The 19,206-nt window shown below is 73.3% G+C and carries 14 protein-coding genes; 9 read left to right on the plus strand and 5 right to left on the minus strand.

Annotated features, from left to right (window positions below; all coding sequences use genetic code 11):
* Nucleotides 1-15 precede the first annotated feature (15 nt).
* Nucleotides 16-873, plus strand: a complete 858-nt coding sequence (locus ACZ69I_RS01340; RefSeq protein ID WP_470829964.1) for a class I SAM-dependent methyltransferase — start codon at nucleotides 16-18, stop codon at nucleotides 871-873.
* Between the two features lie 52 nt (nucleotides 874-925).
* On the opposite strand, the gene pepN is transcribed toward ACZ69I_RS01340, so the two are convergent.
* Nucleotides 926-3,493 (minus strand): aminopeptidase N, encoded by a 2,568-nt coding sequence (pepN, locus tag ACZ69I_RS01345; RefSeq protein WP_467669250.1) that lies wholly within the window; start codon nucleotides 3,491-3,493, stop codon nucleotides 926-928.
* A 280-nt stretch (nucleotides 3,494-3,773) separates the two neighbouring features.
* On the opposite strand from pepN, the gene ACZ69I_RS01350 reads away from it, so the two are divergent.
* Together ACZ69I_RS01350 and ACZ69I_RS01355 are read left to right on the plus strand one after the other, a co-directional pair.
* The gene (locus ACZ69I_RS01350) at nucleotides 3,774-5,051 is read left to right on the plus strand and encodes a flavin-dependent oxidoreductase (protein WP_470829965.1); all 1,278 of its coding nucleotides are present in this window, start codon (nucleotides 3,774-3,776) and stop codon (nucleotides 5,049-5,051) included.
* Nucleotides 5,052-5,250: 199 nt separating this feature from the next.
* Nucleotides 5,251-5,793, plus strand: a complete 543-nt coding sequence (locus tag ACZ69I_RS01355; RefSeq protein WP_470829966.1) for a DUF1203 domain-containing protein — start codon at nucleotides 5,251-5,253, stop codon at nucleotides 5,791-5,793.
* Here the strand turns inward: ACZ69I_RS01355 and ACZ69I_RS01360 are convergent.
* Entirely contained in the window at nucleotides 5,790-6,680 is an 891-nt protein-coding gene (locus tag ACZ69I_RS01360; protein ID WP_470829967.1) for a LysR family transcriptional regulator, read from the minus strand. The two genes, ACZ69I_RS01355 and ACZ69I_RS01360, sit on opposite strands and share 4 nt — an antisense overlap.
* Nucleotides 6,681-6,797: 117 nt before the next feature.
* Here ACZ69I_RS01360 and ACZ69I_RS01365 point away from each other — a divergent pair, with 117 nt between their 5' ends.
* The gene (locus ACZ69I_RS01365) at nucleotides 6,798-8,021 is read left to right on the plus strand and encodes an MFS transporter (protein WP_470829968.1); all 1,224 of its coding nucleotides are present in this window, start codon (nucleotides 6,798-6,800) and stop codon (nucleotides 8,019-8,021) included.
* 28 nt (nucleotides 8,022-8,049) lie between these two features.
* Here ACZ69I_RS01365 and ACZ69I_RS01370 read toward each other — a convergent pair whose 3' ends face one another.
* Nucleotides 8,050-9,066: an aspartate-semialdehyde dehydrogenase gene (locus tag ACZ69I_RS01370; RefSeq protein WP_467669239.1), complete on the minus strand. Its 1,017-nt coding sequence runs from the start codon at nucleotides 9,064-9,066 to the stop codon at nucleotides 8,050-8,052.
* 190 nt (nucleotides 9,067-9,256) lie between these two features.
* Between ACZ69I_RS01370 and ACZ69I_RS01375 the strand changes: the two genes are divergently transcribed.
* Both ACZ69I_RS01375 and ACZ69I_RS01380 read left to right on the plus strand, forming a co-directional pair.
* A complete protein-coding gene (locus ACZ69I_RS01375) occupies nucleotides 9,257-9,787 on the plus strand; it encodes an RNA polymerase sigma factor (protein WP_470829969.1) in 531 nt (176 codons plus the stop codon).
* Between the two features lies 1 nt (nucleotide 9,788).
* Complete coding sequence (locus ACZ69I_RS01380; protein WP_470829970.1) at nucleotides 9,789-10,526, plus strand: hypothetical protein; 738 nt, start codon at nucleotides 9,789-9,791, stop codon at nucleotides 10,524-10,526.
* Between the two features lie 69 nt (nucleotides 10,527-10,595).
* On the opposite strand, the gene ACZ69I_RS01385 is transcribed toward ACZ69I_RS01380, so the two are convergent.
* A complete protein-coding gene (locus tag ACZ69I_RS01385; protein WP_470829971.1) occupies nucleotides 10,596-13,886 on the minus strand; it encodes a S8 family serine peptidase in 3,291 nt (1,096 codons plus the stop codon).
* Between the two features lie 299 nt (nucleotides 13,887-14,185).
* Here ACZ69I_RS01385 and ACZ69I_RS01390 point away from each other — a divergent pair, with 299 nt between their 5' ends.
* From ACZ69I_RS01390 to ACZ69I_RS01400, 3 genes are all read left to right on the plus strand, one after another.
* Complete coding sequence (locus ACZ69I_RS01390; RefSeq protein ID WP_470829972.1) at nucleotides 14,186-14,659, plus strand: NUDIX hydrolase; 474 nt, start codon at nucleotides 14,186-14,188, stop codon at nucleotides 14,657-14,659.
* A 257-nt stretch (nucleotides 14,660-14,916) separates the two neighbouring features.
* Nucleotides 14,917-16,713, plus strand: a complete 1,797-nt coding sequence (locus tag ACZ69I_RS01395; RefSeq protein WP_470829974.1) for a TIGR03767 family metallophosphoesterase — start codon at nucleotides 14,917-14,919, stop codon at nucleotides 16,711-16,713.
* 131 nt (nucleotides 16,714-16,844) lie between these two features.
* Nucleotides 16,845-18,011, plus strand: a complete 1,167-nt coding sequence (locus ACZ69I_RS01400) for a serine hydrolase domain-containing protein (protein WP_467669227.1) — start codon at nucleotides 16,845-16,847, stop codon at nucleotides 18,009-18,011.
* A 137-nt stretch (nucleotides 18,012-18,148) separates the two neighbouring features.
* On the opposite strand, the gene ACZ69I_RS01405 is transcribed toward ACZ69I_RS01400, so the two are convergent.
* Nucleotides 18,149-19,192 carry a hypothetical protein gene (locus ACZ69I_RS01405; protein WP_467669225.1) on the minus strand — a complete coding sequence of 348 codons (1,044 nt, stop codon included), beginning with the start codon at nucleotides 19,190-19,192 and terminating at the stop codon, nucleotides 18,149-18,151.
* Between the last annotated feature and the right edge of the window lie 14 nt (nucleotides 19,193-19,206).

Raw genomic sequence — 19,206 nt, forward strand, 5'->3', positions numbered from 1 at the left:
CCTAGCGTGGCCCGCATGACCCACCACCCCAACACGCACCACCCCACGCACCACGCTCACGAGCAGCGGCTCGACGCCGATCAGGCGGACATCCTCGACCTGGACGCGGACGTGCTCGCCGAGCACATCGCGTCCATCACCCGGTGGCTGCCGGTCGGGAACGCGCCGCGCCGGGTGGCCGACCTGGGGTGCGGGACCGGTACGGGCACCCTCGCCCTCCTCGACCGCTTCCCCGACACGTACGTCACCGCCGTCGACTCCTCCGACGCGCACCTGAGCCGCCTGCGGGAGAAGGCGTCCGCGCAGGGTGTGGACGACCGCGTGCGGACCGTCCGGGCCGATCTCGACACCGCGTGGCCCGACCTCGGCGCACCCGACCTCGTATGGGCGTCCGCCTCGATGCACCACATGGCCGATCCCGCGCGTACCCTGCGCCAGGTCCACGCCACCCTCGCGCCCGGCGGCCTGTTCGCCGTCGTCGAGCTGGCGGGCTTCCCCCGGTTCCTGCCGGAGGACGCCCCGGCCGAGGCGCCGGGGCTCGAAGAGCGCGCCCACGCCGCGAGTGAGAGCCACCACGCCACGCACGTCCCGCACCGGGGGGCGGACTGGGGCCCCCTGCTCACCGCCGCCGGATTCACCGTCGAGGACGAGCGCACGGTCACCGTCGACATCGAGAACTCCCGCTCGCGGGCGGTGGGCCGGTACGCCCTGGAGAGCCTGCGCCGCCTGCGCGGCGAGGTCACCGAGGCGCTCGCGCCCGGTGACCTCGCCGCGCTCGACGGGCTGCTCGACACGGAGGGCCCGCACAGTGTCCTGCGCCGCACCGACCTGGCGGTCCGTACCGAACGCAAGGTATGGGCGGCCCGCCGCTGAGGTCCGCCGTTCCGGGCGGGGGAGAGGGAACGCCCCCCGCCCGGTCAGTGGGCTACGCGTCCGCGGCCTGTGCCTTCAGCGCCCGCTCCACGCCCGCACGGGACTCCGTGATCAGGCGGCGCAGCGCCGCCGACGGCTCCGCCGAGGCGAGCCAGGCGTCCGTGGCGTCCAGCGTGGCGCGGGAGACCTGGAGCGCCGGGTACAGCCCCGTGGCGATCTGCTGGGCCATCTCGTGGGAGCGGGAGTCCCACGCGCCCTTGACGGATGCGAAGAACTTCTCCGTGTAGGGGGCGAGGAGTTCACGCTGGTCGGTCTGGACGAAGCCGCCGATCACCGCCTCCTGGATGGCGTTCGGCAGGGTGTCGGACTCGACGACCGAGGCCCAGGCAGCGGCCTTCGCCTCCGCGGTCGGCAGCGCCGCCCGCGCGGACGCCGCGTGCCGCTCGCCCGCCGCGGTCCTGTCCCGCTCCAGCTCCGCCGCGATGCCCGCCTCGTCGAGGCGGCCGGTCGCCGCGAGCCGCGCCACGAACGCCCAGCGCAGCTCCGTGTCGACCGCGAGGCCGCCCACCGACTCCGAGCCGTCGAGCAGCCGCTCCAGGAGCGCGAGGTCGGCGTCCGTACGGGCCGTCGCGGCGAACGCCCGTGCCCATGCCAGCTGGTGGTCGCTGCCCGGCTCGGCGGCCCGCAGGTGCTCGAGCGTCGCCCCGGTCCAGCGGGTCAGCGCCGCCTCGCGGCCCGCGGGGGCCGCGTACAGGTCGAGGGCGAGCTTCACCTGGCGGTGCAGCGACTGCACGACGCCGATGTCCGACTCCTTGCCGATGCCGGACAGGACGAGGTTCAGGTACTCCCGTGTCGGCAGCTCCGCGTCGCGCGTCATGTCCCACGCCGACGCCCAGCACAGCGCGCGCGGCAGCGACGCCTCGAAGTCGCCGATGTGGTCCGTCACGAAGGCCAGCGACTCGGTGTCCAGGCGGACCTTCGCGTACGACAGGTCGTCGTCGTTGAGGAGGATCACGGCCGGGCGGCGTTTGCCCACCAGGGCGTCCACGGCGGTGAGTTCACCGTCCACGTCCAGTTCCACGCGGTCCGTGCGCAGCAGCTTGCCGGACGCCTCGTCCAGGTCGTAGAGGCCGATCGCGACGCGGTGCGGGCGCAGGGTCGGCTCGCCCTTGGCGCCCTCGGGCAGCGCGGGGGCCTCCTGCTTGACGGCGAAGGACGTGATGACGCCCGCCGTGTCGACGTCCACGACGGGGCGCAGGACGTTGATGCCCGCCGTCTCCAGCCACTTCTTCGACCAGGTCTTCAGGTCGCGGCCGCTGGTCTCCTCCAGGGCGCCGAGCAGGTCGGACAGGCGCGTGTTGCCGAACGCGTGGCGCTTGAAGTACGCCTGTACGCCCTGGAAGAACTCGTCCTCCCCGACGTACGCGACGAGCTGCTTGAGCACCGAGGCGCCCTTGGCGTACGTGATGCCGTCGAAGTTGACCAGGACGTCGTCCAGGTCACTGATGTCGGCCATGATCGGGTGCGTGGAGGGCAGCTGGTCCTGGCGGTACGCCCACGTCTTCATGGAGTTGGCGAACGTCGTCCAGGAGTGCGGCCACTTCGAGCCCGGCGCGTACGCCTGGCAGGCGGCCTCGGCGTAGGTGGCGAACGACTCGTTCAGCCACAGGTCGTTCCACCACTCCATGGTGACGAGGTCGCCGAACCACATGTGGGCCAGCTCGTGCAGGATCGTGGCGGCGCGCACCTCGTAGGCGGCGTCCGTCACCTTCGAACGGAACACGTACTGGTCGCGGATGGTCACCGCGCCCGCGTTCTCCATCGCGCCCGCGTTGAACTCCGGCACGAAGAGCTGGTCGTACTTGGGGAAGGGGTACGCGTAGTCGAACTTCTCCTGGAACCAGTCGAAGCCCTGCCGCGTCACCTCGAAGATCGCGTCCGAGTCGAGGAACTCGGCGAGCGAGGGACGGCAGTAGATGCCGAGCGGCACGGACTGGCCGTTCGGGCCCTCGTAGGAGGAGTGCACCGAGTGGTACGGGCCGACGATCAGCGCCGTGACGTACGTCGACATGCGCTGCGTCGGCTCGAAGGACCAGACGTCGTCCTTCGGCTCGGGCGTCGGCGAGTTGGAGACGACCGTCCAGCCGCTCGGCGCCTTCACGGTGAACCGGAACGTGGCCTTCAGATCCGGCTGCTCGAAGGAGGCGAACACGCGGCGCGCGTCCGGCACCTCGAACTGCGTGTACAGGTAGGCCTGTTGGTCGACCGGGTCGACGAAGCGGTGCAGGCCCTCACCGGTGTTGGTGTACTCGCAGTCGGCGACGACCCGCAGTTCGTTCGGGCCCGCCTGCAGGTGCCTGAGCGCGATCCGCGAGTCGCGGAACACGGCGGCCGCGTCCAGCGCGTGACCGTTCAGGACGACCTCGTGGACCGCGGGGGCCACCAGGTCGATGAAGGTCTCGGCGCCCGCCTCGGCGGAGTCGAAGCGCACCGTGGTCACGGACCGGTAGGTGCCGCCCTCCTGCGCTCCGGAGAGATCGAGATCGACCTCGTACGAGTCAACGGTGAGCAGCTTCGCCCGCTGCTGCGCCTCTTCGCGGGTCAGATTGGTGCCGGGCACGCGGTCATCTCCTCGGGTACGACGTGTGGTCCTCGTGGGCACGACGCGTCGGGTGGTCGGTGGGTGCGACTTATGGTGTTTCCGGCCATCCTTCCATGCGGCTGCGGATGGCCGCCGGGACCATTGTTCTCCCGCTGCCGTGCGGTTACGCTCCGCGCGTTCGCACCGCCGCGCACGGGCCGCCGACCACGGCCTCGCGGGCGGTCAGGGACCACAGGGGGATGCCGGAGATGCTGGGGACCGAGGGGCCGGCCGGCGCCGGCCCGCACGCGCGGCGGCCATGACCGACGTACTGGTGGCGGGCGCGGGCATCGGCGGACTCACCGCGGCGCTCAGCCTGCACGCGGCGGGCATCGACGTCCGCGTGGTGGACGCCACCGACCACCTGCGGCCGGTCGGCGTGGGGATCAACCTCCTGCCGCACGCCGTACGGGAGTTGACCGAACTCGGCCTCGGCGACGAGCTCGCGGCGACCGCCGTCGCTCCCGACGCGATGGTCCACTTCGACCGGCACGGCAACCGCATCTGGGCCGAGCCGCGCGGCCTCGCCCTCGGCTACCACTGGCCGCAGTACTCCCTCCACCGCGGCGCCCTCCAGCTGATCCTCCTCGACGCGGTCCGCGAACGGCTCGGCGACTACGCGGTGCGCACCGGCACCGCCTTCGTGCGGCTCGCCGAGCGCGAGGGCGGCGCGCTGCGGGTGATCCTGCGGGACATGGCGCGGGCCAGGGAGTACGCCGTACGGGTACGGGCCCTGATCGGCGCCGACGGGCTGCACTCCACGGTGCGGGCCGTGCTGCACCCCGGCGAGGGGCCGCCGCTGTGGAACGGCATCCGGATGTGGCGCGGCACCACCGACTGGCACCCCGTGCTCGGCGGCCGGACCGTCGCGGTCGCGGGCAGCAACGCCGCCGCGAAACTCGTCGTCTACCCGATCTCCCGGCGGGCCCGGGAACGGGGCAGGGAGCTCCTCAACTGGGTGGCGGAGGTGCGGTTGCCGCCCGCGTACCACCACGGCATCGCGGGACCCGCCGACTGGAACCGCTCCGGGCGGCTCTCCGACGTCCTGCCGCACTACGCGGGGTGGCGCGTCGGCGACCTCGACGTCCCCGCGCTGCTCGCCGCCACGCGGCACATCCTGGAGTACCCGATGGTCGACCGGGACCCGCTCGCCCAGTGGGGCCGCGGCCCGGTCACCCTGCTCGGCGACGCGGCACACCCGATGTACCCGGTGGGGTCGAACGGCGGCTCCCAGGCGATCCTCGACGCCCGCGTCCTCGCCCGCTGTCTCGCCCACACGGCGCCGGACCGGGAGGCGGGGCTGCGGGCGTACGAGGAGGTGCGGCGCGGGGCCGCCAACGCGCTCGTCCTTGCCAACCGCACCATGCCTGCGGACCACATCCTGCACGAGGTGTCGCTGCGCGCGCCGGACGGCTTCGACCGGATCGAGGACGTCCTGACGCCGGACGAACTGGCGGAACTGCACGCGGCGTACCGCAGGACGACGGGCACGGACGTGGCGGAGCTGAACGGGCGGGGGTCGTGGGGGGTGGGGTGAGGAGGGCCGCGGGGGCGGTGCCTGTCGCCCGCCGTTCGGCGCGTCCGGAAACCGGGCCGTTTCCCGCCGTTCGGCGCGTCCGAAAGCCGGGCCGTTTCCCGCCGTTCGGCGCGTCCGGAAACCGGGCCGAGGTCCGCCGTTCGGACTCCGCGTCCGAAAACCGCCAGCTCCGCCCTCGCCCGCACGCGAGGCTCGACCCATGACCACCACCGCGCACACGCCACCCCACACCCACCCGTCCACCGCGTACACCCCGCTCCCCATCGCGCCCGCCGCCCTCGCGCGACTGCGCGACAGCGACGACGCCGGGCGCCCCTGCGTCCCGTACGCCGACCACGAGGGCGGCCACCCGCTCCGCTGCTGCCTGCGGCCCGTCGCCCCCGGCGAGCGGATCGCCCTCGTGTCGTACGCCCCGCTGCGCCGCTGGGCCGCCGAGACCGGCGCGGCCCCCGGCGCCTACGACGAGCAGGGCCCCGTCTTCATCCACGCCGACCCCTGCGAGGGTCCGTCGGCGGAGCGGACGGGCTACCCCTTCTCCCGGGCCGGGGCCCTGCGGGCGATCCGCCGCTACGACGCCCGGGGCCACATCGTCGGCGGCCGCCTCCTGGAGATCCCGCAGAGCGAGGAGCGGGGCTTCGACGCCGCGTTCGCGGAGGCCTTCGCCGACCCGCGGGTCGCCCTCGTGCACGTGCGCGCCGTGGAGTACGGCTGCTTCCACTTCGAGGTGCGCAGGGTGGGCTAGGCCCTTTCCGCCCCGGCCGCCACCGGCTCCACCACCCGCGCGAACTCCCGTACCAGCGCCGTCTCCCCATCCCGGTGCCACACCATGGCGAGCGCCGAGTCCGGGAGGCCGTCGACCGGCACGAAGACCACGTCCCGCCGGCCGTGGTACTCCGCCGTCGGGCGGCACAGCAGCATCGCCCCGCGGTCCGCCGCCACCAGGGTCAGGCCCTCCTGGAGCGTGCGGACCGCGGGGGCGGGCACCTCGGAGGGGGCGTGGGCGCTGCGCCAGTACGCGGGCGCGGGGGCGGCCGCCGCGATCAGCGGCGTCCTCGTCAGCTCGGCCGCCGTGAGCGAGTCCCGCTCCGCGAAGGCGTGCCGCACCGACACGGCGACGGTCTGCCGCTCGCCGCCGAAGACGGGGCCGAGCACCAGGTCCGGCTCGGCGACCGGGAGCAGCACGATCGCCGCGTCCACCCCGCCGGCCCGCACCGCCCCGAACGGGTCGGAGAGCGGCAGCTCCACGATCTCCGTGGCGCAGCCCGGGTGCCGCTCGTGGAAGGCCTCGATGGCCCGCATCAGGCGCGCGTCCGCCGTCCCCTGGAAACCGACCCGCAAGGTGCCCGCGACGCCCCGCGCGGCCGCCCGCGCCCGCTCGACCACCGCTGTCAACTCGCCGTAGGACGGCCGGAGTTCCGCAAGAAAACGTTCCCCGAATGTGGTCAGGGCCACCCGGCGGCTCGTACGCTCCACCAGGCGCGCGCCGATGCGTCGTTCCAGGGCCGCGAGCAACTGGCTGACGCGGCTCTGCGACACGTAGAGCCGCGCCCCAGCCCGCCCGAAGTGCAGCTCTTCGGCGAGCACGAGGAAGCACTCCAGCTCCCGGATCTCCAGCCCGTTCCCGCCCATGCCGCGCGGTCCCTCCCTGATCGCCCCCACGACCGTCCCGGTCGATGAATCCGGCTCATACAAGGATGAGAACTTCCGCGTTGTTCCCCGGCGGGCACCCCCCACAGGGTGGATGCCATGTCACAGAGCACCGGAATCCCCACCCGGCACGGCGTGTTGGGACGGCGGCGCCACCGCCTCGCCGTCCTCACGGTCGCCGCCGCCACCTTCTCCGTCGTCACCACGGAGATGCTCCCCGTCGGACTCCTCACCTCCGTCGGCTCCGGCCTGCGCGTCTCGGACGGCACAGCGGGCCTGGCCGTCACCCTGCCCGGCATCGTCGCCGGGTTCGCGGCCCCGCTGCTGCCGGTCGCCGCGCGCCGCGCCGACCGGCGCACGGTCCTGTCGGTGCTCCTCGTCCTGCTCGCCGCCGCCAACGTCCTCTCCGCGCTCGCGCCCGCCTTCGGCGTCCTGCTCGCCGCCCGCGTCCTGGTGGGCGTCTGCATCGGCGGGGTCTGGGCCGTCGCGGCGGGCCTCGGCGTGCGCCTCGTCGGCGAGGAGGGCGCGGGACGGGCCACCGCGGTGATCTTCAGCGGGATCGCGGTGGCGTCCGTGCTCGGCGTGCCCGCCGGAACGCTCCTGGGCGAACTGGCGGGCTGGCGCTGGGGGTTCGCGGCCCTCGCCGTGCTCGCCCTCGCCGTCGCGGGGCTGCTCGGCACGGTCCTGCCGCGGCTGCCCGCGCACGGGGGGATCGGGCTCGGCGCGTTCCGGGGGCTGCTGCGCATCGGCCGGCTGCGGGCCGGGCTCCTCGCCGTCACCCTCCTGGTCACCGGCCACTTCGCCGCGTACACCTACATACGCCCCGTCCTCGAGCGGGTGCCCGGCATCGACGCGGGCCTGATCAGCCTGCTGCTCCTCGCCTACGGGACGGCCGGCATCGTCGGCAACTTCGCGGGCGGCGCCGTCGCGGCCCGCGACGCGCGCAGGGCGCTGCTCATGATCTGCGCCGGACTCGCCGCCGTGGTCGCGCTCATGGCGCCCGCGGGCGGTTCGGCGGCCGCGTCGGTGGCGCTGCTCGTGGTGTGGGGCCTGGCGTACGGCGGGGTCTCGGTCTCTGCGCAGCACTGGGTGATGGCCGCGGCCCCGGACGCCCGTGAGGCGGCGTCGGCGCTCTTCGCGGGGGTGTTCAACGTGGCGATCGCGCTCGGCGCCTTCTCCGGCGGCCGGGTCGCGGACGGCCGGGGGGCGGGGGCCGTGCTGTGGCTGGGCGGCGGGCTCGCCGGGCTCGCGCTGGTGGCGGTGGCGTGCGCGGGGGCCGCCCGGTCCGGACGCGCGAAGGGGGCGGCCACCGGCCAACGGTGACCGCCCCACATCGGCGTACGGCGGGAACTCAGCCCTTGAGCTCCGCGGCGACCAGCTCCGCGATCTGCACGGCGTTCAGCGCCGCGCCCTTGCGGAGGTTGTCGTCGGAGATGAAGAAGGCCAGGCCGTTCTCGACCGTCTCGTCGCCCCGGATGCGGCCCACGAAGGCCTCGTCCTTGCCCGCGGCCTCCAGCGGCGTGGGCACCTCCGTGACGACGACGCCCTCGGCCGAGGAGAGGATCTCGGTGGCCCGCTCGGGGCTCAGCGGCCGCGCGAAGCGGGCGTTGACCTGGAGGGAGTGACCGGTGAAGACCGGCACGCGCACGCAGGTGCCGGAGACCTTCAGCTCGGGGATCTCCAGGATCTTGCGGGACTCGTGGCGGAGCTTCTGCTCCTCGTCGGTCTCGTTCAGGCCGTCGTCGACGACGGAGCCCGCCATCGGCAGGACGTTGTACGCGATCGGCGCGACGTACTTGTCGGGCTCGGGGAACTCGGCCGCCGAGCCGTCGTGGGTGAGCTTCGGGGCGTCCTCGCCGACCTTCTTGACCTGCTCGAACAGCTCGTCGACGCCGGCGAGACCGGAGCCGGAGACCGCCTGGTAGGTGGCGACGACCAGCGCCTGCAGGCCCGCCTCGGCGTGCAGCGGACGCAGGACCGGCATCGCGGCCATCGTCGTGCAGTTCGGGTTGGCGATGATGCCCTTGGGGCGGTTCTTGATCGCGTGCGGGTTCACCTCGGAGACGACGAGGGGGACCTCGGGGTCACGGCGCCACGCCGAGGAGTTGTCGATCACCACGGCGCCCTGCGAGGCGACCTTCTCGGCGAGGGCCTTGGAGGTGGCGCCGCCGGCCGAGAACAGCACGATGTCCAGGCCCGTGTAGTCGGCCGTGGAGGCGTCCTCGACGGTCACGCCGTCGATGACCTTCCCGGCGCTGCGGGCCGAGGCGAACAGGCGCAGCTCGTCGGCCGGGAACTTCCGCTCGGCGAGGATCTTGCGCATGACCTTGCCGACCTGACCGGTGGCTCCGACGATTCCGACCTTCACAGGGACTTCCTCCGTATGTGTGTGCGGCCTGGTGACCCCGGCCTGGGCTTGGCTCCATCATGCGTCTGTCCAGGGCGGCTCTGTCCAATCCATTGTCCGAGGTGCGGGACGCCACATTCACCGGGCGGGCCGCCGTGAACGTTTCGGGCGCTCCGGGCGTCGTAGGGAGGACGCGGGGAGGGGAGGCACAGTGCTGCGCAGAAGAACGCGCCGCGCGCCGCAGTCGCGGGGGGCGGATCCGCTCGGTCCCGCGCTGGAGGACCGGGTACGGGCCGTGCTCGCGCTCGGCGGAGTGCCGCACGCCGATCTGCCCGACGGGGTGCAGCAGGTCAGGCTCAAGCTGCTCGAACGGGCGGCGGACGGGCGCGAGGCGCCGCGTGACGTGTCCGCGTGGGCGGCGGTCGTGGCCTCCAACCTGGCGGTGGACTGGCACCGCTCCCGGCGCAGGCAGGAGCGGCTCGGCGAGCGGCTCGCGGTCCTGTGGCGGGAGGCGACCGACGAGGACGGCGCGGAGGCGCGGGCCACCTCGCTGGCCGTGGCGCAGGGGCTCGGAGAGCTGCCGGACGCCCAGCGGCAGGTGGTGGTCCTGCGCTTCTACGCGGACCTCCCGGTCCGCGACATAGCGAACGAGCTGGGCATTCCGGAGGGCACGGTCAAGAGCCGGCTGCACACGGCGGTCCGGCTCCTGCGGGCGCGGCTGCACGAAGGGGAGGTGGTGTGACGTGCGGGACGAGGACTTCGACGCGCTGATGACGGCGATCACGGACGAGCCCGTGCCGGACGGGGCGCTGCGCGACCCCGACGCCGCCGCGGCGCACGCGGCGGCCGTGGCGGACGTCGCGCTGCTGCGGGAGCGGCTCGGCGCGGTGGGCGACACGCTCGCCGCGCGGGAGGAGCCCCCCGTGGCGCGGGCCGTCCCGCTCCGGCCTCCGCGCGCGGCGGCCCGGCGCCGCGGGACGCTGGCCCTCGGCGCGCTCGCCGCGACGGTGGCGGCGGCCATGGTCGGCGGCCTCGCCTGGCTCGTGGTGGACACCGGGCCCGGTGCGGCCGACTCGGGCGCGCGGGGCGCGGCGGCCGGGGAGCAGCGGAGCGACGGGGGCGGCGCGGAAGCCGACCTGAGCGCGGAGGGCTTCGTCGCGTGCTCGCGGCTCATCGTGGAGGGCACGGTCACCGCGGTCGATCCGGTGCCGGGCGGGCTGCGGGACCGCGTCACGGTCGACGTGACGCGCTACTGGAAACCGGCGTCCGGGCGCCCCTCGGTCGCGTTCCCGATGGACCGTGCCGTGGCCCCCCGCCCGAAGACCGGCGACCGCGTCCTGATCACCGTCGACAAGGGTTCGGGGGAGCCCGCCAACTGGGCCGTCGGCAAGGAGCGCGACCGCCTGCGCGCGATGATCCGCAAGGTCCTGCCCGCCGCGGAGAAGATCCGGTGCGACGGCGGCCCGGGACCCGCGGACTGACCGGAGCCCGGGGAGAGGACAGAACGCCGGGCGGGCTCGGGAGAGCCCGCCCGGCGATGGAGGACACCGTTACGGCGTGACCTTCTCGACCTTCACGCTGCCGCTGCCGGCGACCGTGCCGCCCGCGTTCAGCAGGGACACCTCGCCGAAGAGCTCACGGCCCGCGGCGGCCGGGGCCTTCGCCTCGACCTTCGCGTCGACCTGGGCCGACGCGCCGTTGGCGAGCTTCACCCGCTGCGACTCGTCGACGGTGACGCTGCCGAGCGCGCCGGAGAAGAAGACGTCCCGGTAGTCGTACGCGGTCGTGCCGGACGGCACCGAGTAGCCCGCCACCTCGATCGTGTACGTACCGGCGGCCGGCTTGGTCAGGCTGACCGACTCCTCCGAGTCGCCCTGCGCCGACGAACCGACGACGACGCCGTCCTTCTTGACGGCCAGGTCCAGGTCGGCGGCGACGTCCGCGGGGGAGCCGATGGCCACGTCGAGACGCTCCGCGCCGGCGGGCACGACGACCTCGGTGGTCTGCGTCTCACCCTGCTTGATGCTGGGCCGCGCCGACTTGGCGGAGCCGAGCGAGCCGCCCTTCAGCTTGCCGTCGACGGCCGCGAAGTTGTTCGTCACCTTCCAGGAGACGGGCGCGGGCGTGCCGACCTTCGCCTCGGGCAGCGTCTGCACGGCCGGGTCGAAGGCGACGCCGAGCGCGGCGACGTTCAGCTTGTACGGGTTGTCGAGCATCGGCGACGTACGGCGCGACTCGACCTCGATCTCCCAGACACCGGCCTGCGGGTCCGCGTACGCACGCAGGTCCGGACGGCAGGTGTTGGCCGGGTTCTCGTAGTTCGGGTAGCAGACGATCGACGAGGTGGAGTCGACCGGAACGCCGTAGGGGTGCACCGCTATGAAGCGGGTCTGGCTCTTGTCCTTCAGGCCGCCGAGGGAGACCTCCAGGGACTTGGCGCCCTTGGGGACCGTCACGAAGTACGACGTGGAGCTGTTGCGCTGCGCCGTGCCCGAGGCGGTGAAGGTGTACGACGGCTTGGCGAGCGGCTTGGAGACGACGACCGTCGACATGATCTGCTGGTCGACGCCCTCGGTGCGCTTGTCGTCGACGGTGAGGATCGCGCTGTGCAGACCGGCCGACGCGGCCTTGGCCTGGACCTTGACGGTGACCGGCTTGTTCAGGCCCAGCGTCACCTCGCCCTTGCCGAGCAGCTTGAACGTGCCCTCGTGGTTGTTGACCAGCTTCAGGCTGTGGCGGACGGCGCGGTCCGGGCCCGAGGTGCGGGTGACCGTGACGTCGTACGTCCGCTTCTGGCCGGTGCGCAGGCCGCCCTCGCGGTCGTAGATGCCGGTGCCGGGCTTCTTCAGCTCCTGCTCCAGGGCGGTGTCGACCGGGGCCTTCACCGAGTACGTGTGCGCCTTCGCGCCGTCCTCGATGGCGTCCCACGCCTCGACGACGTCGATGAGGCCGGTGCCCTGCGCGTACGCCTGCTCACCGCTGATGCGGCTCGCGGTCGAGGTCAGCGCGGTGCGCAGCTTCGCCGGGGTCAGGGAGATGTGCTCACGCTTGGCGGCGGAGAGCAGCAGCGCCGAGGCGCCCGCGGCCTGCGGGGACGCCATCGAGGTGCCCTGCAGCATGGAGTAGCCGGCCGGGAGGCCGTAGCCCGCCTCGGCGACCGGGGCGCCGGGCAGCCAGGTCTGGGTGGTGTTGATGGCCGAGCCGGGCGCCGAGATGATCGGCGCGAAGCCGCCGTCCTCACGCGGGCCGCGCGAGGAGAACGGCATCATCGCGTACTTCTTCTTCACGGCCGAGCCGTAGTTGGCGGCCCAGGTCTCCTTGGAGATGGCCGCGCCGACCGAGATGACCTTGTCGGCGAGGCCGGGGTCGCCGATGGTGTTGGCGCCGGGCCCTGAGTTGCCCGCGGAGATCACCAGCTGCACGCCGTAGGTGTCGATGAGGCGGGTGTAGAGCTCGGCGCGCGCGTTGTTGCCGTCGTTGAGGGCCGGGAGGCCGCCGATCGACATGTTGACGATGTCCACGCCGCGCTTCGTCACGAGGTCGATCATGCCCTCGGTGAGCGCGACGTTGGTGCAGCCGCCGGTCCAGGTGCAGGCGCGCGAGGAGACCAGCTTGGCGCCGGGCGCCGCGCCGCTCATCTTGCCGCCGAACAGCCCGTTGGCCGCGGTGATGCCCGCGACGTGCGTGCCGTGCTCGGACTCGATGACGCCGATGTTGACGAAGTCGGCCTTCTTGCCGACCCAGTCGCCGCCGTAGGGGTCGGTCGGCACGTCCTTGCGGATCTCGACGACGAACGGGACGCGCTCGGCGACGTCGGTCGCCGGGTCGTCCTTGCCGAAGTAGGCGACCTGGTGGCCGTCCTTGTACGGCTTCATCGGCTTGTCGTCGGTGAAGTCCTTGTTGTCGTTCAGGTCGACACGGACGGTTCCGGCGGCCGGGTCGTAGAGCACGCCCCAGCTGTCGGTGGTGTCGCCGTCGCGGTTCATGTCGCCCTTGGCGTCGCCGCCGGTGGTGGCCGACTCGCGGAAGCGGTTGACCTGGAAGGAGCCCGCCGGGGCCTTCCACGTCTCGCCGTCCCAGGTGAAGACGGGGCCGCTGACCGGGTTGGTCATCCGGCGCCAGGTGGCGTCGGCGTCCACGATCGGGTCGGTCGCGGTCACCCAGTCGGTGATCTTGCGCGCGCCGGTGGTGGTCTTCTTCAGCGCGGGGTGACCCAGGTCGATGCCGGAGTCGAGGATGCCGATGGTGATGCCGCGGCCGTCGGCCTTGCGGTGCTTCTTCACGAAGTCGACGGCGCCGGTCTCGGCGGACGGGTTGTACGGGTTCTTCGCCGGAGTGCTCTTGTCCGGGCCCGGGTACGTCCCCTCGGCGGCGGCCTTCGCACCCTTGGCGCGGTCCGCGGCGGGGGTCGGGTCGTCCAGCTCGATCTCGTGGCGCAGGTCGATGGCGTGCACCGACGACAGCTTCGTGGCCGACTTGATCGCGGCGTCCGCCTCGGCGGTCGGCACGGTCGCGCGGACGTAGCCGAGCTTGTCGTAGGTGCGGCCCACCGAGCCGCCCTTGACGGCGTCGAGCCGGTCGGCGACCTGCTCGGTGGCGCCGGGCGCGGTGGCGACCATCATCGTGACGGTCTTCTCGCCGTCCGCCTTGGCGTCGGCGAGCAGTTCGGCGTCGGCGGGACCGAGCTTGCCGCCCGCGGACTTGGGGGCGGGCAAGGGCGTCTCGTCCGCCGCGAAGGCGAGAGGGGCGGCCCCGGTCGCGCAGAGCGCGGCGGTGAGGCCGACGGCTATCGCGAGACGGGGCGCGCGTCTGGCGCTGGAACTGGATCTGGGCATCGGCATCCCTGTGCGTGAAGGTCGGGAAGGAGGGTCGGCCCCCCGTCCGGACCCCGGCAGGGTCCGGAATTCGGGACCGGATGACCGCTCACCCTTACGTAAGTGACAGCTGTTTGGGGAGAGTTGTCCGAGCTGTGATCGAGGCGTGACGCAATTCCGCCATACGTCATGACGGACAAGTGGGCGCACAAGGGGCATTGGGGGGCTGCGGAAGCACCCCGGAAGGGTCGCGGTAACCGCGCCGCGAGCCACCGCGTCCTCGCGGACGGAGAGCGAACCCCGGGGAAACCGCCTAGCGTCACCTCGTGCAGAAAGAACTCCGGGTGGCGGCCTACGCCGTATGCGTACGCGACGGCCACGTCCTGCTGGCCCGCTGGGTCGCGGGCGACGGCAGCAAACGCTGGACGCTGCCCGGCGGCGGCATGGACCACGGCGAGGACCCCTACGACACCGTGATCAGGGAGGTCGACGAGGAGACCGGGTACGTCGTCGAGCCGGTCGCGCTCCTCGGCGTCGACTCCCTGCGCCGCCGCTACCCGCGCCGGCTCGGCGCCGTCGCCGACTTCCACGGCCTGCGGATCGTCTACGAGGGCCGGATCACCGGCGGCACCCTGCGCAACGAGACCGAGGGATCCACCGACCTGGCGGCCTGGCACCCCCTGGACGCCGTGCCCGGTCTCGACCGCGTCGGTCTCGTCGACATCGGCCTGAGCCTCTGGCGCACCCGGCCCGCCGACGGCCACGGCCACTCCGCGGGCCCGGCCGATCCGGAGCGCTGACCCCGCCAACTGCCTTCCCTTCCCCGGAAGGTGAACGTGGAGTGACCGGTCCCTCTCCGGCCGGAGAGGGATGCGTGACCGCGCAGGGTGTCGGGTGATCCACGTACGGTGATCTGCGCCGACCGTTGCTGCCTCGTTCACGCGCAGGTCATCCCCGCTGCCAACGATCCAGTACGAGCGGGCAGTTCGCAGGCCGCAGTCAGGCCCGGGCCGCCCGCGACCACTGCCGAAGCGTTCGCACCCGGGGAGACCGCGCCATGCCGCGCATACGCTCTGTCGCCACCGCAACCGCCACGGCCGCGACCGACGCGGCCTCCGCCGTGGCCGGACTCGACCGCCGCGCGTTCCTCGCCGCCGCCGGAGCGGTCACCCTCTCCGCGGGGATCGGCTACGCCCTCGGCCCCGGCGCGGGCCCCGGCAACGCCGCGCCCGCCGGCCGGGCCACCGTCCCGCACTCCCGCCCGGCGCCCGCCGCACCCCTCATGCCGTACAAGAACGGCACCACCCTGCTCACCGCCGCCGCACCGCGGGGCGGCCCCGGCTACCGGCGGCTCGGGGAGGGACCCGCCTGGCACCGCGTCGTGCGGGGCGACCTCGCGGCGGCCAGGGCGGGCCGCGAGAACCGGCGCACCGCGCTCGCCGCCTTCGTGCAATTCACCGACCTGCACCTCGTCGACGTACAGCACCCCCTGCGCTACGAGTACCTGCGCGCCCAGACCGCCAGCGCCTGGCGGCCCCACGAGTCCCTGTCCGTGGCCGGCGCCGTCGCCCTCGTCGAGCGGGTCAACGCCCTGCGCGGCGCGCCCGCCACCGGCGCGCCCCTGCACTGCGTCGTGACGACCGGCGACAACACCGACAACAACTCCCGCTCCGAACTGGACTGGTTCCTCACGGTGATGAGCGGCGGCCGCATCAGGCCCAACACCGGCGACCCGCGCCACTACGAAGGCGTGCAGAGCAGCGGCCTCAAGCTGTACTGGCACCCGGACGACGCCCTGCACGACGCCGACAAGGGGCGCGGCTTCCCGCGCCTGCACGGTTTCCTCGACGCCGCGATCAGCGAGGTCGACAGCCCCGGTCTCGGCCTGCCCTGGTACTCCACGGTCGGCAACCACGACGCCCTGCCCGGCGGCTGCTGGGCGCCCCGGGACCCGTACTTCACCGAGTTCGCCACCGGCGGCAAGAAGCTGATGTCCCTGGACGAGGCGCGCGGAGCGGCCCTGTGGAAGGCGGTGAAGAAGGGCCACGACCCCAAGGGCGCGCACTTCAAGGAGCTCCTCAAGAGCGAGGCGCGCCGCATGCGGCCGGTCACGCCGGACGCCGCCCGCGCGCCCTTCACGCCCGTCGAGTACCTCCAGGCGCACCTCGACCCCGCGCACACCGGCCCCGGTCCGGTCGGCCACGGCTACACGCAGGAGAACCTCTCCGCCGCCACGCAGTACTACTCCTTCCGCATCAGCGACGACGTGCTCGGCATCAGCCTGGACACCACCGACCCCGGCGGCCACTACGAAGGCTCGCTCGGCACCGCCCAACTGCGCTGGCTGGAGCGGGAGCTGGCGGCCAACGAGAAGCGCGACGGCGGCCCTTCGTACGTCGTCGTCCTCAGCCACCACACCAGCAGGACCATGCGCAACCTCCGCGACGACCCGGCCCGGCCCGGCGAGGCCCGGCACGGCGGCGACGAGATCGTCCCGCTGCTCGGCCGCTTCCCCTCCGTCCTCGCCTGGGTCAACGGCCACAGCCACAAGAACGCCATCACCCCGCACCGCACCGCGCACGGCTCCTTCTGGGAGGTCTCCACCGCATCGCACATCGACTTCCCGCAGCTCGCGCGGGTGGTGGAGATCAGCGACAACCACGACGGGACGGTCTCCGTCTTCACCACCCTCATCGAATCCTCGGCCCCGCACCGCACGGACTTCACGGACCTCTCCCCGAGCGGGCTCGCCGCGCTCTACCGCGAGCTGTCCTTCAACGCCCCCGGTGCGAGGCCCACGTTGGGCGGCGAGGCGGGGGACAGGAACACGGAACTGATCCTCAAGAAGGGCTGACCCACCGGAGCGGGGCCGGGCGAACGGCTGGAACACGCCCAACCCGCGCACCGGTGTCAACCTCCGCGCCGGGCCGCCCGGTCCCCCCTGTCGACCACGATCGGTGACGCTCGACAACGAGGGGGAACCACATGGCAGTGCGCGGAAGCCGCCTGCGGGGCGCGGGGGCGATGAGAGCCACGGCGATGGCGCTGACAGCGGGGGTGCTGACGGCGGGGGCGCTCACCGCCCCGGCCTCCGCCGCCGCGCGGCCGGACCGGCACGAGGCGACCGGGCGGGCGCTCGACGGCATCGTCGCCGAGGGCGTGCCCGGGGTGACCGCCCAGGTGCGCGACGAGAAGGGGCCCTGGAACGCCGCTTCGGGCCTCGGGGACCTGAAGCGCAAGACGCCTCGCGGCGAACACGACCGGTTCCGCGTCGGCAGCATCACCAAGACGTTCGTGGCGACCGTGCTGCTGCAGCTGCAGGCGGAGGGCCGGATCGATCTGGACGACACGGTGGGGAAGTGGCTGCCGGGAGTCGTCGAGGGCCACGGTCACGACGGCGACCGGATCACGGTCCGCCAGATCCTCAACCACACCAGCGGGATCGCCGAGTACTCCAAGGACGAGGAGTTCGTACGGAAGGTGTTCGGCAAGGGCTTCTTCAAGCACCGCTACGACACCTGGACGCCCCGGCAGCTGGTGGATCTGGCCATGCGCCACAAGCCGACGTTCGAGCCCGGCGCGGACTGGAGCTACTCCAACACCAACTACATCGTCGCCGGGATGATCATCAAGAAGGTCACGGGGAACGCGTACGGCGACGAGATCGAGCGACGCGTCATCGCCCCCCTCCACCTGAACGCCACCACGGTCCCCGGCACCCGCCCCACCGTGCCGCGACCCAGCTCCCGCGCCTACGGCAAGCTCCCCGCCGACCCCGAGGCCAAGGTCTACGACGTCACCGAGCTCAACCCGTCCGCGGCCGGTTCGGCAGGCGAGATCATCTCCGACTCGGCGGATCTGAACCGTTTCTACGCGGCGCTGCTCGGCGGCAGGCTGCTGCCCGAGGCGCAGCTCGCCGAGATGAAGACGACGGTTCCCGTCGGTGACAAGGGCGCCGGGTACGGGCTCGGCATCTCCGTCCTGAAGCTGCCCTGCGAGGGGACGATCTGGGGCCACGACGGGGGCATCCACGGCTCGTCGTCCCTGGCGGTGACGACCCCGGACGGCCGCCACTCGCTGGCGCTCAACATCAACGGCGACTGGGCGGGCGACGCCGATCCGGTGGTGACGGCGGAGTTCTGCGGCACGTGAGCCGAGTACATGCGAAGGGGCGGAACGCGTGGCCCACGGCGTTCCGCCCCTTCACTCCCCTCCTGCGGCGCAGCTGTCCTACTGGCCCTGGCGTCCTGCTTGCTCCGATGTCCTGCGTACGGCGGTCCGCGCCCGCGTTATCTCGGCAGCACCACCACATACGCCGCCGGGTCGCGGTCGACCGACGCCATCAGCGCGGTCCGCACCACGGTCGCCTGCTGTTCGGCGGAGTCCCTGAGCTTCTTCGGGGTGATGTGGACGACGGTGATGCCGAGCCGCTCCAGATGTTCGCGCTTGCGGACGTACTCCGACCACATCGCGTCCTCGTCCTGGCGCGGCGCCCGCGTGTCCAGCTCGACGGCGACGGCGTGGTCGGGCCAGTAGGCGTCGACGCCGCCCAGGTGCGGGCCGCCGGGCAGCCGCAGGTCGACGTTCCAGAGCGGGTCGGGCAGCCCGTGCTCGGTGACCATCCGGTACAGCCGGTCCTCGGCGATGGCCCGCCCCTCGGCGAGCAGGGAGTCGACGGCGTCCACGACGTGCGGACGGGTGAGCAGCCGCGCGCTGTTCAACTCCCGCACCACCGCCGCCGGTTCGCAGTGCCCGCCGCGCACCGCCTCGGTGAGGAGCCGGCGCACGGCGCCCGCGTCGGTGAGCTGCGCCACGGCGTCGGCGAGCGCGCGCGGCACCGGCGCCACCGGAACTCCCGTGATCTGCTGGGGAGTCGGCATCACCTGGCCGCGCACGAGCCGGGCGAAACCGACGGACCGCAGGCGCCGGGTGCGAGGCACCAGGACGTCGACGCGGTCCAGGGAGAGCAGCGGGGGAGCGGACGAGAAGCGGTGCAGGGCGAGCGCGGCGAGGCCCGTGATCATCGCGTCCGCGTACGGGGCGTGGGCCTCGCCCGCGCGGGGCTGGGCGGGCACGGCCTTGGCGGCACGGACCGGCGGGCGCCCCGCGTACAGCAGCGCGCCGTGCAGCCGCTCTTCGCTGGTCGGCGGCCCGGGGTGCAACAGGCAGACGCCCGGCAGGAGTTGCTGCCAGGGTCCGCCGGGCCGGCAGTGCGTTCCGGCGTCCGCCGCGGTGACGCCGTGCTCGCCGAGCTGCGCGGTGCTCATGACGCGGAGCTGGACGTCGGCGAGGTGCTGGAGGGGGAGCGGGGAGAGCGGGGTGTTGTGGTTCATGACCCGGTCGTTCC

The sequence above is a fragment of the Streptomyces sp. NPDC036815 genome (assembly GCF_055609205.1).